Genomic DNA, 16,537 nt, shown 5'->3' with positions numbered 1-16,537 from the left:
GGGGGTTTGGCACCTCGATGTCGGCTCGTCACATCCTGGGGCTGGAGAAGGTCCCAAGGGTTGGGCTGTTCGCCCATTAAAGTGGCACGCGAGCTGGGTTCAGAACGTCGTGAGACAGTTCGGTCTCTATCTACAGTGGGCGTTAGAAATTTGAGTGGATCTGACTCTAGTACGAGAGGACCGAGTTGGACAAACCTCTGGTGTATCAGTTGTCGCGCCAGCGGCATTGCTGAGTAGCTACGTTTGGAAGGGATAAGCGCTGAAAGCATATAAGCGCGAAACCCACCACAAGATGAGATTTCTTTAAAGGGTCGTGGAAGATTACCACGTTGATAGGCTATAGGTGTAAAGGCAGTAATGTCATAGCCGAGTAGTACTAATAACCCATAGGCTTATTGTACGCCTGTTTTTTTATAAGAGTACAACACATTATTATTACAAACCATGTTCTTTATTCAATATGTTAAGATATTTGTTTATCCAAAGCGGATAAACGCTGTATGCTAAAGGCTAAATGCCAATAGTAAACAGCTATAACTTAAGGTGGTTATAGCGATGGGGCTCACCTCTTACCATTCCGAACAGAGAAGTTAAGCCCATTAGCGCCGATGGTACTACATTTGTGGAAGAGTAGGTCGTCGCCTTTTTTGAATCCCGATTCTTTTATTAGAATCGGGATTTTTTTTGTTTATGATAGGATGACTACTTATTCAAAAGGTATATCGCAATAGTTGATTTAGCTCCTGACTGATTTTAACTTCAAAAATTTACTCAAAAAATTTACTCAAATTAGTATCTTCAAATTTTAATTTTTAAAAATTAATGTCAGAGAATAAGGAGCTTGATTTAGCATGGCAATTTGTTAACGAAACCAATCGTTCTATTTTTTTAACGGGTAAAGCGGGGACTGGTAAAACAACTTTTTTGCATCGTTTGAAGATGCATAGCTTAAAACGTTTGGTTGTTGTTGCACCTACTGGAGTGGCAGCTATTAATGCTAAAGGTGTTACTATTCATTCATTTTTTCAGATGCCTTTTGGTCCGATTCTACCGGATACCGATTTGAATGCGAGTAAAGGGTTTAATAGAAAATTTAGTAAAACAAAGATTAATATTATTAAGTCGATGAACCTGCTGGTGATTGACGAAATTAGTATGGTACGTGCCGATTTGCTGGATGGTATTGATAGAACCTTGCGCCGTTTTAGAAACAGGAATAAAGTGTTTGGTGGCGTGCAGGTTTTGATGATTGGTGATTTGCAACAGTTATCACCAGTAATAAAGGAACAGGAGTGGAACTTACTGATGCATGTGTATAAAAATGGGTTCTTTTTTAGTAGCCACGCTTTCCAAAACTGCAATGCAATTACAATTGAATTAAAGCATATTTATAGACAGGAAAATCCAAAGTTCATTAAGATCCTCAATGAAATTAGAAATAATACTTTAAGTACCGATGCAGCAGCCGAATTAAACAGGCGCTACATTCCTGATTTTACGCCAGAACCTGATGCAGGTTATATTTCGTTAACTACACATAACAATAAAGCGGAAGCTACCAATAGGGCAGAGTTAGATAAGCTTACAACAAATTCGTATATATATAACGCTGAAGTGGATGGTAAATTTCCAGAGTATTCATACCCTAACAAAGAAAACCTGGAGCTTAAGGTAGATGCTCAAGTAATGTTTGTAAAAAACGACAGTAGCCCTGAGAAACGTTATTTTAATGGTAAGATAGGGAAGGTGATTCATTTGGAGATCGATGAAGTGGTGGTGCATTGTCCTGATGATGAGTTTAATATTGTTGTAACGCCGGAAGTTTGGGAGAATATTACATATTCGGTTGATGCTGAAACAAAAGCAATAACAGAAGAGAAAATAGGTTCGTATACTCAAATACCCTTGCGTTTGGCATGGAGTATTACTATACATAAAAGTCAAGGGCTAACCTTTGGAAAAGCGATAATTGATGCGGCAGGTGCTTTCGCACATGGACAAACATATGTTGCATTGAGTAGATGCAAATCTTTGGAAGGTTTGGTATTGAAAAGTAAAATAAATTCCAACCAGATTATTAGCGATGTCAATGTAACCAGTTTTAATATTCAGAGAGAGGAAAATGCACCTGATGAAAATGTTTTGATGGATTCTCAAAAACAATTTCAGCTTGATATGATTTCCGAAATTTTTGAGTTTTATGAATTTTTATATCCATTGAACCGTATTTTAGATATTTATTACAAGAATAGAACGATAATTGAAGGATCTGTTGAATCAACTTTTTTACCTATTAGAGAATGTATAGCCAATTTATTGAAAATAGCGAATGGTTTTAATACACAATTAAAACAACTTTCCGAAGGTGAAGGTTTGTCAGAAGATAGTGTTGTTATACAAGATCGATTTAAAAAAGCAATTGCCTATTTTAAATCAGAAACAGGAACTAAGATGGTTGAACCTTTAAGAACTTTTGCATTCACTACAGATAACCAAGCAATTGGAAGGGAGATTGCTAAACACTTGGATGGTTTTGAAGACTTATTGAGTGTTAAAATGTTATATTTTAATGGGATGTTCAATGGTTTTAATGCAAATAGTTTTTTAGAATTACGTGCTAAATCTGTATTCTCAGGTAAAGAAAAACCAAAGAAACCTAGAAAGACAATTGTAGATGGAACAAGTAATATTGAACTATTTGAAAAACTTCGAATTTTAAGAAATGATATTGCTGAAAATAAAGATTTGATTCACTATCAAATTTTCGCTCAAAAAACTTTATATGAAATGTGTGAAACGTTACCAACTACCAAACAAGAGTTGCTGAAGCTAAATGGAATGGGTAAAACGCGCGTTGAAAAATATGGGGTAGCTATTTTAAAGGTAATTAGAGCATATTGTGAACAACATGATATTGAAACTTCTTCCGATATGGAGATTTTTGAACTATCAAAACCTAAACGAAAGAAAGGAGATACTAAAAAAGAATCTTTGACCTTGTTCGAATCTGGTAAAACAATTCAAGAAATCTCAGATATTAGAGAATTAAACACGAATACTATAATCGGTCATCTAGCAAGTTTTATACCTTCTGGTAAGGTAAAGATTACAGATTTGATACCAGAGACTCATTATTTAGAGTTGAAAACTTTAATCCCAAAAAAGAAATTCGAGAACTTATCAGATTTGAAGCATCAGTTGGATGAAAAATATAGTTATGGCGAACTACGCTTGGTTTTGGAGGATTTAAATAAAGACTAAAAAAGAATCGTCTAAAAATTTAGACGATTCTGAATTTTACTATTATAATTATATTGTCTTGTTTGGAATTAATTTCTAAGACATTACAATTTTTTATTAATCTCTTAAAATACTTCTTGAGATGACGATTTTTTGGATTTCAGAAGTACCTTCGTATATCTGTGTGATTTTGGCATCACGCATTAGGCGTTCTACATGGTATTCTTTTACAAATCCGTTCCCGCCATGTATTTGTACAGCCTCGACAGTGTGTTCCATAGCTACCTTCGAAGCATAAAGTTTGGCCATGGCACTCGATTTATCGTAATTCTTACCTTCGTCTTTATCCCAAGCCGCTTTCATCACCAAATGTCGAGCTGCTTCAATTTCTGTATACATATCGGCAAGCTTAAAGGCAATGGCTTGATGGTTACATATCTCAGTTCCAAAAGCTTTACGTTCTTTAGAGTATTTCAGTGCCAGTTCGTATGCGCCTTGTGCGATACCCAAAGCTTGAGAAGCAATGCCTATGCGTCCACCAGATAAGGTTTTCATGGCAAATCTAAAACCAGAGCCATTCGCTCCTATTCTATTTTCTTTAGGAACTTTAACGTCGTTAAACTGAAGTGTATGTGTATCACTTCCTCGAATTCCTAATTTGTCCTCTTTGGGTCCGATGTGGAATCCTTCCGTATCACGTTCTACGATAAAGGCGTTAATACCATGAGACCCTTTATCTCGATCAGTTTGGGCAATGACTAAATAAACATCGGCACGACCACCACTGGTTATCCAGTTTTTTGTTCCGTTTAATAGGTAATAATCACCTTTATCAATCGCCGTAGTTTTTTGTGAGGTAGCATCGCTACCTGCTTCAGGTTCACTCAAACAAAAAGCACCTACAAATTCACCAGTAGCTAATTTAGTTAAGTATTTCTGCTTTTGCTCTTCAGATCCATAGGCTTGAAGCCCGTAACAAACTAAAGAATTATTTACAGAAACGATAACTGAAGCAGATGCATCAATTTTTGATAATTCTTCCATAATAAGAACATAGGAAATTGCATCCATTCCGCTACCGCCATATTTAGGGTCTACCATTATGCCCATAAACCCTAAGTCTCCCATTTTTTTAACTAATTCTTTGGGGAACTGTTGTTTATTATCACGTTCAATTACACCTGGGAGTAACTCGGTTTGTGCAAAATCACGAGCAGCATCACGAATCATTATGTGTTCTTCAGATAGACTAAAATCCATAACCTTAAAAAATTATTAATATGATAAAAAATATGTACAAATATAAGTTTTTAATGTGATATGTTTAATGAAAAATACTATTTTTACTTAATATGATAATGAATGAATATAATGTGATAGGAGTGATGTCTGGAACATCTTTAGATGGCTTAGATTTAGTTTATGTATCCTTTAAGTTCGAGGACGTGTGGAAATTCCAAATAAAGACTTCTGAAACTTTAGAGTATGATAAGATCTGGCAAAACACGCTTAAAAATTTGGTAAAATTTAGTCCTTCTGTTTTAAAAGCTATTGATAAAGATTACACAAGGTATTTAGGTAAACAAATTAATAATTTCATTGAAAAGCATCAAATTACCGAACTTGATTTTGTTTCGTCTCATGGTCATACTGCATTACATAAACCAGATGAAGGTATAACCTACCAAATCGGAAATCAATCAAGTCTATGCGAACTTTTAAATAAAGCAGTCGTCTGCAATTTTAGGGTTCAGGATGTTGAACTTGGTGGGCAAGGAGCACCACTAGTTCCTATTGGAGATGAACTATTGTTTAACGAATATAGTTATTGTCTTAATCTTGGAGGGTTTGCTAATATATCTTTTAATAAGAATCGAAAACGATTGGCTTATGATATTTGTCCAGTTAATATTGTGCTTAATCATTATGTTGGAGCATTAGGATTAAATTACGATGATAAAGGGTTTTTAGCTTCGTCTGGTCAGGTTAATGAATCTTTGTTAAATAAATTAAATGCATTGGATTTTTATAATCAAGTATATCCTAAGTCCTTAGGTTTGGAATGGGTTCAAGCAAACATATTTCCAATATGTGATTCATTTAAACTAGAAGTAAAAGATACTTTAAGGACTTTTGTAGAGCATGTAGCAATTCAAATTACGTCTCAAGTTAGTAATAATCAAAATGGAACTGTTCTGATAACTGGAGGAGGCGTGTACAATGATTTTTTGATGAAAAGAATAAAAAGTCTTTCTGAAAGTAAAATAATTTCACCTAGTAAGAATATTATTGAATTTAAGGAAGCCCTAATATTTGCTTTTCTTGGAGTTCTTAGATTAAGAAATGAAATAAATTGTCTTAAAAGTGTTACTGGAGCATCAATAAATCATAGCTCTGGCAATATTTTCTATCCATAAATTTACCCTAAATTTATTTTTGAGCTCCATTAGTTTTTTATATTTGTTAGGTTAATAATTTTTTAAAATTTTAGAATGAATCAGTTATAGCTTCACTTAATTCTTATCTCCGCAAAAAAAGTGTTAATTTAAAATTGAATCAAAAAAGAAATCTAAAAAATGAAAGAATTATTAAAAAAATACGAAAATAAAGATCCAGAAATAGTCTTTAATTGGAAAGACCCGGAAACTGATGCAGAAGGGTGGACGGTAATAAACTCTTTACGCGGCGGTGCAGCTGGAGGAGGCACTAGAATGCGAAAAGGATTGGATTTGAATGAGGTAGTTTCTCTAGCTAAAACTATGGAAATAAAATTTACTGTCTCTGGTCCAGCAATTGGAGGCGCTAAATCGGGTATAAATTTTGATCCCGATGATCCACGTAAAAAAGGTGTACTTGAACGCTGGTATAAGGCTGTTTCTCCATTATTAAAAAGTTACTACGGTACAGGTGGCGATTTAAATGTAGATGAGATACATGAGGTTATCCCAATTACTGAAGAGAGTGGTGTATGGCATCCACAAGAAGGTGTTTTTAATGGTCATTTTAGGCCAACAGAGGCCGATAAAATAAACAGGATTGGTCAGTTACGCCAAGGTGTAATTAAGGTTATTGAGAATCCAGATTATTCTCCAGCGGTATTACGAAAATATACGGTTGCCGATATGATAACAGGTTTTGGTGTTGCAGAAGCAGCTAACCAATATTATAAAATTTACGGTGGATCAATAGAAGGTAAACGGGCTGTCGTTCAGGGATTTGGGAATGTTGGAGCTGCCGCAGCTTTCTATTTATCAAAAATGGGAGCGAAAATAGTTGGGATAATTGATATCGTTGGTGGATTGATTAATGAAGATGGTTTTACGTTTGAAGAGATTACAAACTTGTTTCTTGCAAAAAAAGGTAATACTTTAGTGAGCGATAATTTAATTCCGTTTGAACAGATAAATAAAGAGATTTGGTCTATACAAACGGAAATTTTCGCCCCTTGTGCAGCATCTCGTTTAATTACGATTCATCAAATTGATGAAATGATAGATAGTGGTTTAGAGGTTATTTCATGTGGAGCTAATGTTCCATTTGCTGATAAAGAAATATTTTTTGGCCCTATAATGGAGCATACAGACTATCGAGTGAGTTTGATACCAGATTTTATATCAAACTGTGGCATGGCAAGAGTATTTGCTTATTTCATGGAAAGACGGGTGTTAATGACTGATGAGGCTATTTTTAGTGATACGTCTGATAAAATTAGAGAGGCAATACAGGATGTATATAACAAAAGTAATGCTAAAACAGGAATTAGCGAGACCGCTTTTGAAATTGCCCTTGAACAATTAATTTGAAACAGGACAAACTCAAAAAAGGCCGTCAAAATTTAAACAAAGAAAGACTAATTAACAACAACCGATAACATTTTAATTTATGGAAGCAGCTATTATTTTGGTATTTGTAATGGGCTATTTAGCTATTACCCTTGAGCACAGTATAAAAATTGATAAACTTATTCCAGCACTTGTAATGATGGCTATTTGTTGGGCGCTTATAGCCTTGGGGTTAGATAGTTTTCCACAATGGTTTGACTCTGGTAAGCATGCTTTATTAGAAAGTTTTGGACTCCTGGGTCATGACGAAAAGATGCATCTAATGGAAGAAACTCTTTTACATCATTTAGGAAAAACCTCTGAAATTTTAGTATTTCTTTTAGGAGCAATGACCATTGTTGAAATTATAGACTATTTTGATGGCTTCTCAACGATTAAAGATTTCATTAAGACCAAGAAAAAAACAAAAATATTATGGATTTTTTCTATTCTAGCGTTTATTCTTTCAGCCATAATAGATAACCTGACTGCAACTATTGTTTTAATTTCAATTTTACAGAAAATTGTAAAAGACAGAAATACCCGTATATGGTTTGCTGGCCTAATTATTATAGCAGCGAATGCTGGTGGTGCCTGGTCTCCTATTGGAGATGTTACAACTACAATGTTATGGATTGGTAAAAAAGTAACTACTGGTCATTTAATAGGATACTTATTGCTTCCTTCATTCTTATGTATGGCTGTACCTTCTTTTATAGCATCTTTTTTACCTGCATTTAAAGGCGATTTAGAGATGGAGGAAACTGTGGAGAAATCAAAGTCCAAGTTTAGCGGTACAATGCTTTATTTAGGGCTTAGTGCAATAGTTTTTGTTCCAATTTTTAAGGTGATTACGCATTTACCTCCTTATGTTGGTATGATGTTGTCCTTAGGAGTTGTTGCTATTTTTGCTGAGATATATAGTAGTTCTAAATTTAGTTTGACGGAAATTGATTCAACTGAAAGTGATGCGCATGCTCATCATAGTCCGGTACACTATTCTTTATCTAAAATTGAATTGCCGAGTATATTATTCTTCCTCGGAATTTTAATGGCTGTTGCAGCTTTAGAATCTTTGGGTATTTTATTCGGATTTGCGACTACATTACAAGATAGTATGCCTATGTTAGGAACCGAATTGAATCCATCTGAACCTAATGCGGTATCAGATTTAGTGGTACTCTTATTAGGTGTAGGTTCTGCAGTTATCGATAATGTCCCATTGGTCGCAGCAAGTTTAGGAATGTTTAGTGCAGATATCGATCATGTACTATGGCACTTTATAGCTTATTCGGCTGGAACCGGAGGAAGTATGTTAATTATTGGTTCTGCCGCGGGCGTTGTGGCTATGGGTATGGAAAAGATAGATTTTTTCTGGTACTTAAAAAAGATTTCATGGTTGGCTTTGGCAGGCTTTTTAGTTGGAGCCGTTGCCTTTATGTTTACAAGAACATTATTTTAGTTAATTATTAAATTCAAATATTAAAAACAGAAATGTTAGTGAGTATTCGCTAATATTTCTGTTTTTTTATAAGATTATAACTTGAAATCTATTTTTGTTATACTTTAGCGTCTAAAGCGACGTTATAAAATTGCAATAAATTAAATTATATGCTAAATACATTATTACAAAATTCCCAAGAAGGGGCAGAGGTGCTAACAGATGGCGAATCTGTTGAAAAAACACTTTCAATAATTGAATTAATTAGTAGCGGAGGTGCTGCAGGACAAGTTATAATTGCAGTTCTTTTTTTGTTATTAGTTGGTGCAATCTATATTTATTTTGAACGCATTTTTGCTATAAAAGCGGCTTCAAAAGTAGATGCTAATTTCATGAATCAAATTAAGGATCATGTAAGTAACGGTAAGATTGATTCCGCTCAAGTATTGTGTGCTCAGGTTAATACACCAGTATCTAGATTAATTGGTAAAGGTATTTCTAGAATAGGAAAACCATTGGCCGATATTAACACTGCTATAGAAAATGCAGGCAGATTAGAGATTTATGGTTTAGAGAAGAATGTAAGTATTCTAGCAACAATATCCGGAGCTGCACCTATGATTGGATTTCTTGGTACGGTAATTGGAATGATATTAGCAATATTTGAATTAGCAAATGCGGGAGGGTCAATTCAAATGGATGTCTTAGCCAGCGGTTTATATACTGCAATGACAACAACTGTTGCCGGTTTAATAGTCGGTATTATAGCTTACATCGCTTATAATCATTTAGTAGTAAAGACCGATAAAGTTGTTTATCAAATGGAAGCGAACTCATTAGAGTTTTTAGATCACTTAAACGAACCAACTTAGTATGAACTTTAGAGGAAGAAATAAAGTAACACCTGAGTTCAATATGTCGTCCATGACCGATATTGTATTCCTGCTACTTATCTTTTTTATGATTGCTTCTACATTAGTAACAACCAGTGCTATTGATATTTTATTACCAAAAGCGAGTGGTAAAACTGAAAATAAAAAGTCGGTGGCAGTTAGTATTAAAAAGGATTTGACGTATTACATCGATCAAAAACGAGTTGGAGAGAGTATTTTAGAAAATGAATTATTAGCCGCCCTTTCATCATTAGAAAAGCCAACTATTATTTTAAGAGCGGAAAAATCTGTACCTGTTGAAAATGTTGTAAAGGTTATGGATATAGCAAATAGAAATAAATTTAAAGTTATACTGGCTGTAAAGCCAAAATAGCGAAATGTAACTTAGGTTGAATTCTGGTTTTCATCAGAACTCAATGGTGGCGTATTATAGCGATGAAATATTTTAAGACCAAACACGAAAAGAATTCTGCAAAATTAACAGCACTTATAAGTGTTATTTTGTTGTTATTATTGTTTGTAGTGGGCACAACTTATATGGATCCGCCCGAAGAATATGGAGTTGCAGTAAATTTTGGCAATTCATCATTTGGTAAAGGGAATGTTCAACCTTTGAAACCGGTAAAATCTGAACCGAAGAAAATTGAAGAACCACCTCAACCAGATGTGTCTAAGTCCGAGCCTACCAAAGCCTCAGAAACCAAAGAAGAAGTTTTAACACAAGAAGATAGAGAATCGATTGCCATTAAGAAGCAAAAAGAAGCTGAAGCGAGGGCAAAGGCAATTGCTGATGCTAAAGCTAAAGCGGAAGCAGATAGAATTGCTAAAGAAAAAAGAGAACAAGAGGAGAAGAAAAAGAAATTAGATGCGCTTATTGGAGGTGTAAGTAAATCTGAAGGCAGTGAAACAGGGAGTGAAGGAAATGATGATAGAGCTGGCGATAAGGGTCAATTAGATGGTAATCCATATGCGCCAAGTTATTTTGGTGGTCAAGGAACAGGAAGTGGTGGTGTTGGTTACGGATTAAATGGTAGAGGTAGAGCTTCATATAAAACCATCAAGCAGGATTGCAATGAGCAAGGGACGGTAATTGTAAAGATTATTGTTAATCAAAGCGGTAATGTAATTTCAGCTGAACCTGGGCAAAGAGGAACAACAAATACAGCGCAATGTTTATTAGAACCAGCAAAGAAAATAGCGTTGTCGCATAAATGGCCAGCAGATTCTAAGGCACCAACAAGACAAATAGGTTTTGTGAGCGTGAATTTTCAACTTAGCCAATAGAAATAATGACGTATCAAGATACGCTAAATTGGATGTTTTCTCAACTACCAATGTATCAGCGACAAGGTAAATTGGCATTCAAGAAAGATTTATCTAGTACCGTAAAGTTAGCAAGCCATTTAAACAACCCTGAAAATAAGTTTAAATCAGTCCATATCGCAGGGACTAACGGTAAAGGATCTACCAGCCATATGCTTGCTTCAGTACTTCAGGAAGCAGGTTATAAAGTAGGGTTATATACTTCTCCACATTTAAAAGATTTTAGAGAGCGCATTAAAATAAATGGTAAAGAAATAAGTAAGCAATTTGTAATTGGTTTTATAAAACGGAATAAATCGTTTTTTGAAAAAAATCAATTGTCTTTTTTCGAGATGACTGTTGGAATGGCATTCGACTATTTCTCAAAACAGGAAATCGATATCGCCGTTGTCGAGGTTGGTATGGGCGGACGTTTAGACTCGACCAATATTATCACTCCAAAAGTATCTGTAATAACAAATATAGGATTAGATCATACACAGTTTTTAGGTGATACTTTAGAATTAATCGCTCATGAAAAAGGAGGTATTATAAAACCGAATGTGCCAATTGTAATTGGTGAAACCCAAAAAGAAACATTACCAGTTTTTAAAGATATAGCGCATAAGAACAACTCGAAAATTGTATTTGCAGATAAGAATATAATTAAAGATTATAAATCCGATCTTATTGGGAGTTATCAAATTAAGAATAGTAAAACAGTTGCTCAAGTAATACAAGAACTTCTGTTAATTGGTTATAATATTTCAGAAAAACATTTAAGAGAGGGCTTGAAAAAGGTTATGGAAAATACAAGACTTTTAGGGCGCTGGCAAATACTAAACGATACACCTAAAGTTATATGCGATACCGGGCATAATAGAGAAGGTCTCTGCTATGTAATGGAGCAACTCAGAAATGAGAAGTATAATGATTTACACATTGTTTTTGGTGCGGTAAGCGATAAAGATTTAAATTCAATAGTAGATTTACTTCCTACGCAAGCTACTTATTATTTCTGCAAGCCAGATATTCCAAGAGGTATGGACGTCATGAATTTAAAGCAATATTTTAATGCACATAACTTAAAAGGAGAGGCTTATAAATCAGTTGACGAAGCTTATAAAAGCGCTTTGAAACAGGCTGCTTCTAACGATTTAATATTTGTTGGGGGAAGCACTTTTGTAGTTGCCGAAATTATTTAATTTTTTATTGAAAAAGTTTTTGCAATATTAAAAACTAGGTTATATTTGCAATCCAATTTAGAGGGCGCGTAGCTCAGTTGGTTCAGAGCACTTGGTTTACACCCAAGGGGTCAGGGGTTCGAATCCCTTCGCGCCCACAAATAAATAGAGTCTGCTTTTTAAAGCAGACTTTTTTTATGGAACAAAATGAATTTATTCAGTTTGTGAAATAAATATATGTTCTCAAACTATGTTTGAGCATGCTCTATTTTCAGAATGGAGTGTTTTGTGATATACAATCCCTTCGCAATCACATAAAAATCCAAGTAATTTTATCAGGATTTTTTTATATACCATTTTCTATCCGCTTGATACTAACATTTTTTGCTTATTTTTAGGAAAAATCTCTCGTCTATGAATGGTAGTTCTATAAAAGAAGTCTACAAAGAAATATTTAAATCACACGATAACCCGTCACTCAAACAGCATATTGAAAAAATAATAGAACTGGATGTTTATCTTCCATATAGTTCCACTTTTTTTTGCATTACAAATACTCAAGATTTATCCTTTGAATATATAAGTAAAAATATGACTGCTTGTCTTGGATTAGATAAACAGGAATTGCAAATTAAGGGAATGCGATATTTATGGAGTAGAATGCACCCTGATGATTTAGATAAATGGTTGAAAGCATTAAATGAATTAATGAATTTTACGATAAATGAAATTAGTGTTAATGATAGAAGTAAAATGAGTTATACTTGGAATTATCGATTAAAAAACAGTGAAGATGAATATGTTAATGTAGTACAGAATACAACGCCTCTGGAGTTTGATAGTAAGGATAAGCCCGTGATTGGTTTAGCGCACTATACAGTTTTGTCAGGAAGCCTTGAGATGCAAATCTCTGCTTCGGCTAAATTATTAAATAGTAATAATGAATATGAGACGGTATATTTTAACAATTTCTCACAGAAATTATTAACAGATGGTATAAGTAACAGGGAACGCGATGTTATTCGTCTGTTAGTTTTAAATTATTCCAGTAAGGACATTGCAGAAAAACTAAATATTAGCTCAAACACTGTAGATACGCATCGACGTAATATCCTAAAAAAGTTAAACATATCTTCCACTGGGGAACTTATTGGGATGTTAAAAATGAATAAAAATATCATTTAATTAGATTTTTAGATACGACTCGAAAGAAAATAAACTTTGCATTACATCTTAAAAAAAACCTTGTTTAACGAAAACTGTACGAAAATTATTAAAAATACTCAAATTGAGTATTGTGGTATAAGTAATTAAGTCGCAAATTTACATTGCTATTAATTAATTCTTAGGGAGAATTATAAGAAAATAAAGTCCGTTATGAGAATAACGGGCTTGTTTTTTTAAAATAGATCTAGCACCCGCTCCAAAGCCATGCCTCGAGATCCTTTTATTAAAAGAGTTGAATTTTGAAGGCTAGAGAAGTTGAATTCAGATTTAAAATCATCAAAAGATTTGTACTGTATCCCATTGTTTTTGAACAATTTAGATTTGTTAAAATTCTTTCCAACAAAAATAACTTTATCAATTCTTAGAGATACCGCTAGGGTCGTAATCTCTTGATGCTCTTGTTCTGCATCATCACCCAATTCAAACATATCGCCTAAAATAGCTACTTTCTTTCCAGACTGTTTTTCAAGACTTAGTAAGGCAGCTCTCATACTTGTAGGGTTGGCATTGTAGGCATCCAGAATAATTTGGACACCTTCTTTTTTAATTATTTGAGATCTGTTATTACTTGGTTGGTAACTTTCAATGGCTTGTTTAATGCTTACTTCATTAATTTTGAAATATTGCCCAATAGCAATGGCAATCGCAATATTACCAAAATTATAGTCACCAATTAATTGGCTTTTTATGGTCAAATTATTATACTTAATACTAACAAACGGATTAGCATTTTTAAATTCAATGATAACATCAGATTTTAATGAGCCAAATGAGTAGTGGTTAGCCTTTATTGTTTTCTCTAATTGAATAGGATCATTATTATTGACAAAAACGGTTTTGTCATGCGAGATTAAATAATCATACATTTCGCTTTTACCTTTAATGACACCTTCAATACCGCCGAACCCTTCTAAATGAGCTTTGCCAAAGTTGGTTATGAGTCCGTAATCCGGTTGTACAATATCACATAAAAAGGCAATTTCCTTTTGATGGTTAGCACCCATTTCTACAATCCCAATTTCGGTATCTTTGGTCATTGAAAGTAGTGTTAATGGCACGCCAATATGATTATTTAGATTTCCAACTGTTGCTGTAGTTTGATATTTTTGAGCAAGTACAGCATTAATAAGCTCTTTTGTTGTTGTTTTTCCATTACTTCCAGTAAGGGCAACAATTGGAACCTTTAAAAATTTTCTATGGTAGGTTGCAAGGGTCTGTAGTGTTTCTAAAACGTTTCCAACTAAAATAGTATGTTCATTAATGTTAAATTCAGGCTCGTCAATAATGGCATATTTTGCACCTAATTTCAGAGCTTTTTCGGCATACACATTACCATTAAAATTTCCACCCTTCAAGGCAAAAAACATATCATCTTTATTAATTTTTCGCGTATCTGTTGAAGCAGCGTGACAGCTTAGGTATAAGGAATGTAGATGTTCTATATTCAAAAAAAGTGTTTTAAAAAGTTGAATTAAATGTAATAAAAAAGCCCTAATAGAAATTAGGACTTTTAATTATTTTTTAAACTAAATGTTAGTTTTTAGTTTTGTTTTTTCTTTTTGTTTTAGATCCAACTCTTGACATAGCACATCTAAATCCAATATAGTCTGTTGCCATATCTTCAGGATAATAACGTCTTTGCGCTGGGTCTAACCAGTATTCTCTGTCTTTCCAAGAACCTCCTTTAAATACTCTCACTTGATCGTTAATTAAAGATGTTCTGTTATTACTTTTATCATATTCTCTAATAAGGTTTCCTAAAGAATCTCTTTCAACATTGTGTTTAGGAGAGTTATACATTTTTCTTGTTTCAGAGTCTTCGTCAGACTCATCATCATCATTAAAACTTTCAAAATATCTTGAAGAACGTTTATCTCCATCTCTAAAGTTTATTTCGTTACTTTTATCGAAATTTGTTCTTAAATAAGTTTCATTGTCATCAACTGCTATTTGTAAAATTTCACCAGGTAAGTTTCTTGCGACTAATTTACCAGTAGAAAGCGTGTCATAAACAATATCTTCAGAAGTAACTATTTCAACAGTTCCATCTTCGCTAATAGAGTTTTTTGTATAAACATTACCACGGTAGTAGTTAAAGTCGTTAAACTCATCGTCTACAATAGGTCTGTAAACATCTGCAACCCATTCGGCTACATTACCAGCCATATCATATAGACCGTAATCATTTGGATCATAAGATTTAACAGCATTAGTAATATCTGCACCATCATCAGACCATCCTGCAATTCCACCGTAATCACCTTTACCTTGTTTAAAGTTAGCCATTTGGTCACCTCGAATTCTACGTTTTCCAGCACGCGTGTACTGACCATCCCAAGGATATTTTTTACGACCTCGGTAAACATTATAGCTTCTTATTTCACTTAAACCAAGTGCGGCATATTCCCATTCTGCTTCAGTAGGTAGTCTATATTTTAAAGGAAGAATACCAGACTCTCGTTTAGCATAAATATTAATTGGGTTGCCGTCTGCATCTACTTGAGCATTTCTATTTCTTCCACCTTCTGGGTTTATAACCTCTTCATTACCTCCATAAGTTAAAGTAGGCGCATTAATATAAGTATCAATATTAAAAGTTGCATCTGCCGAAACATCTGTTAAATGAGACCCTCTTTTTGTGTATCCAGCTTTTTGTAAGGACATTTCACCTACACGGTCTGATCTCCAATTAGCAAACTCAACAGCTTGAATCCAACTAACACCAACAACAGGGTATTCTGCATAACCTGGGTGGCGTAAATAGTTTTCGGTCATAATTTCATTAAAACCTAAACGGTTTCTCCAAACTAAAGTATCCGGAAGTGCACCATGATAAATAGCTTTGAAATTTTCATCAGTTGGTGGGTAAACCCTTTTTATCCAATCTAAGTACTCCAAGTACATAACATTTGTTACTTCTGTTTCATCCATGTAGAACGATTGCACGTGTTGTTGGTTTGGAGTGTTATTCCAATCATGCATAACATCATCTTGTACTTTACCCATGGTAAATGTACCTCCTTCAACAAATACTAATCCTGGAGACGTTTCTTGTTCTTCAAAGCGGGTGTTGTATTGGAAACCACCTTCTCTATCGTTAATTTGCCATCCTGTAGCTCTGGAACTATTTTTAGAGCTGGTAGACTTCTTGCAGCTAACTGCTGCTAACGACAACCCTAGTATTAGGAGTGCTCTGAACGTTATTACTTTTTTCATATCCATATTTTTAAGTAAGCTAAAATTCTGTTTTGGTGCTGCAATATAAGAATTAAACCCAAGATTGCAAGCTAATTTGTGCATTTTGACTAAAAAAAAGTGTATTTCACCTTATTTTTTATGCATTTCGTCGATGTTTTTAATGTTTTTGAACGATGATTTGTGTTGTATTAACGTCTATTTTGATAATTTATTATTGTATTTTTGAACTCG

The 16,537-nt window shown here is 34.1% G+C and carries 12 protein-coding genes, 1 tRNA gene and 2 rRNA genes (1 of these 15 only partly in view); 12 read left to right on the top strand and 3 right to left on the bottom strand.

The genetic code is table 11. The features are described from left to right. The 3 genes from FEF17_RS01955 to FEF17_RS01945 all read left to right on the top strand — a co-directional run. Positions 1 to 400: ribosomal RNA gene (locus FEF17_RS01955) — 23S ribosomal RNA — on the top strand (it extends 2,423 nt beyond the left edge of the window). A gap of 139 nt (positions 401 to 539) precedes the next feature. Continuing rightward, positions 540 to 647: ribosomal RNA gene (rrf, locus tag FEF17_RS01950) — 5S ribosomal RNA — on the top strand. A gap of 175 nt (positions 648 to 822) precedes the next feature. Continuing rightward, on the top strand, positions 823 to 3,261 hold the full coding sequence (locus tag FEF17_RS01945) for a helix-turn-helix domain-containing protein (RefSeq protein WP_139000677.1): 2,439 nt from the start codon (positions 823 to 825) through the stop codon (positions 3,259 to 3,261). A gap of 96 nt (positions 3,262 to 3,357) precedes the next feature. Here FEF17_RS01945 and FEF17_RS01940 read toward each other — a convergent pair whose 3' ends face one another. Next, on the bottom strand, positions 3,358 to 4,500 hold the full coding sequence (locus tag FEF17_RS01940; RefSeq protein ID WP_139000676.1) for an acyl-CoA dehydrogenase: 1,143 nt from the start codon (positions 4,498 to 4,500) through the stop codon (positions 3,358 to 3,360). Positions 4,501 to 4,598: 98 nt separating this feature from the next. Between FEF17_RS01940 and FEF17_RS01935 the strand changes: the two genes are divergently transcribed. The 9 genes from FEF17_RS01935 (at position 4,599) to FEF17_RS01895 (ending at position 13,066) form a co-directional block, all read left to right on the top strand. Continuing rightward, entirely contained in the window at positions 4,599 to 5,657 is a 1,059-nt protein-coding gene (locus FEF17_RS01935) for an anhydro-N-acetylmuramic acid kinase (protein WP_344736503.1), read from the top strand. Between the two features lie 159 nt (positions 5,658 to 5,816). After that, positions 5,817 to 7,043 (top strand): Glu/Leu/Phe/Val dehydrogenase dimerization domain-containing protein, encoded by a 1,227-nt coding sequence (locus FEF17_RS01930; RefSeq protein ID WP_139000674.1) that lies wholly within the window; start codon positions 5,817 to 5,819, stop codon positions 7,041 to 7,043. 79 nt (positions 7,044 to 7,122) lie between these two features. After that, positions 7,123 to 8,523, top strand: coding sequence for a sodium:proton antiporter NhaD (gene nhaD / locus FEF17_RS01925; protein ID WP_139000673.1), 1,401 nt, complete (start codon positions 7,123 to 7,125; stop codon positions 8,521 to 8,523). Between the two features lie 149 nt (positions 8,524 to 8,672). Further along, positions 8,673 to 9,374 carry a MotA/TolQ/ExbB proton channel family protein gene (locus tag FEF17_RS01920; protein WP_139000672.1) on the top strand — a complete coding sequence of 234 codons (702 nt, stop codon included), beginning with the start codon at positions 8,673 to 8,675 and terminating at the stop codon, positions 9,372 to 9,374. Between the two features lies 1 nt (position 9,375). Then, positions 9,376 to 9,768, top strand: coding sequence for an ExbD/TolR family protein (locus FEF17_RS01915; protein ID WP_139000671.1), 393 nt, complete (start codon positions 9,376 to 9,378; stop codon positions 9,766 to 9,768). A 62-nt stretch (positions 9,769 to 9,830) separates the two neighbouring features. Next, on the top strand, positions 9,831 to 10,679 hold the full coding sequence (locus tag FEF17_RS01910; RefSeq protein WP_139000670.1) for an energy transducer TonB: 849 nt from the start codon (positions 9,831 to 9,833) through the stop codon (positions 10,677 to 10,679). A gap of 5 nt (positions 10,680 to 10,684) precedes the next feature. Then, entirely contained in the window at positions 10,685 to 11,902 is a 1,218-nt protein-coding gene (locus FEF17_RS01905; RefSeq protein WP_139000669.1) for a bifunctional folylpolyglutamate synthase/dihydrofolate synthase, read from the top strand. Positions 11,903 to 11,964: 62 nt separating this feature from the next. Then, positions 11,965 to 12,039, top strand: a tRNA-Val gene (locus FEF17_RS01900). A gap of 256 nt (positions 12,040 to 12,295) precedes the next feature. Continuing rightward, positions 12,296 to 13,066 carry a LuxR C-terminal-related transcriptional regulator gene (locus FEF17_RS01895; protein WP_139000668.1) on the top strand — a complete coding sequence of 257 codons (771 nt, stop codon included), beginning with the start codon at positions 12,296 to 12,298 and terminating at the stop codon, positions 13,064 to 13,066. A gap of 215 nt (positions 13,067 to 13,281) precedes the next feature. Here the strand turns inward: FEF17_RS01895 and FEF17_RS01890 are convergent, their stop codons facing one another. Both FEF17_RS01890 and gldJ read right to left on the bottom strand, forming a co-directional pair. After that, a complete protein-coding gene (locus FEF17_RS01890; protein WP_139000667.1) occupies positions 13,282 to 14,556 on the bottom strand; it encodes a UDP-N-acetylmuramoyl-tripeptide--D-alanyl-D-alanine ligase in 1,275 nt (424 codons plus the stop codon). 85 nt (positions 14,557 to 14,641) lie between these two features. Further along, positions 14,642 to 16,330 (bottom strand): gliding motility lipoprotein GldJ, encoded by a 1,689-nt coding sequence (gene gldJ, locus FEF17_RS01885; RefSeq protein ID WP_211342462.1) that lies wholly within the window; start codon positions 16,328 to 16,330, stop codon positions 14,642 to 14,644. Between the last annotated feature and the right edge of the window lie 207 nt (positions 16,331 to 16,537).

The organism is Hyunsoonleella aestuarii (genome assembly GCF_006148925.1).
Lineage (GTDB): Bacteria > Bacteroidota > Bacteroidia > Flavobacteriales > Flavobacteriaceae > Algibacter_D > Algibacter_D aestuarii.
Note: the sequence above shows the minus strand (reverse complement) of the source record. Positions and strands in the feature narration are given on the sequence as shown.

Excerpts from the sequence above, each read along its gene's own strand:
- FEF17_RS01930 (WP_139000674.1), top strand. The coding sequence starts at position 5,817 with ATGAAAGAATTATTAAAAAAATACGAAAATAAAGATCCAGAAATAGTC.
- FEF17_RS01915 (WP_139000671.1), top strand. The coding sequence starts at position 9,376 with ATGAACTTTAGAGGAAGAAATAAAGTAACACCTGAGTTCAATATGTCG.
- FEF17_RS01895 (WP_139000668.1), top strand. The coding sequence starts at position 12,296 with ATGAATGGTAGTTCTATAAAAGAAGTCTACAAAGAAATATTTAAATCA.
- nhaD (WP_139000673.1), top strand. The coding sequence starts at position 7,123 with ATGGAAGCAGCTATTATTTTGGTATTTGTAATGGGCTATTTAGCTATT.
- FEF17_RS01935 (WP_344736503.1), top strand. The coding sequence starts at position 4,599 with ATGAATGAATATAATGTGATAGGAGTGATGTCTGGAACATCTTTAGAT.
- FEF17_RS01940 (WP_139000676.1), bottom strand. The coding sequence starts at position 4,500 with ATGGATTTTAGTCTATCTGAAGAACACATAATGATTCGTGATGCTGCT.
- FEF17_RS01920 (WP_139000672.1), top strand. The coding sequence starts at position 8,673 with ATGCTAAATACATTATTACAAAATTCCCAAGAAGGGGCAGAGGTGCTA.
- FEF17_RS01945 (WP_139000677.1), top strand. The coding sequence starts at position 823 with ATGTCAGAGAATAAGGAGCTTGATTTAGCATGGCAATTTGTTAACGAA.
- FEF17_RS01905 (WP_139000669.1), top strand. The coding sequence starts at position 10,685 with ATGACGTATCAAGATACGCTAAATTGGATGTTTTCTCAACTACCAATG.
- FEF17_RS01910 (WP_139000670.1), top strand. The coding sequence starts at position 9,831 with ATGAAATATTTTAAGACCAAACACGAAAAGAATTCTGCAAAATTAACA.
- gldJ (WP_211342462.1), bottom strand. The coding sequence starts at position 16,330 with ATGGATATGAAAAAAGTAATAACGTTCAGAGCACTCCTAATACTAGGG.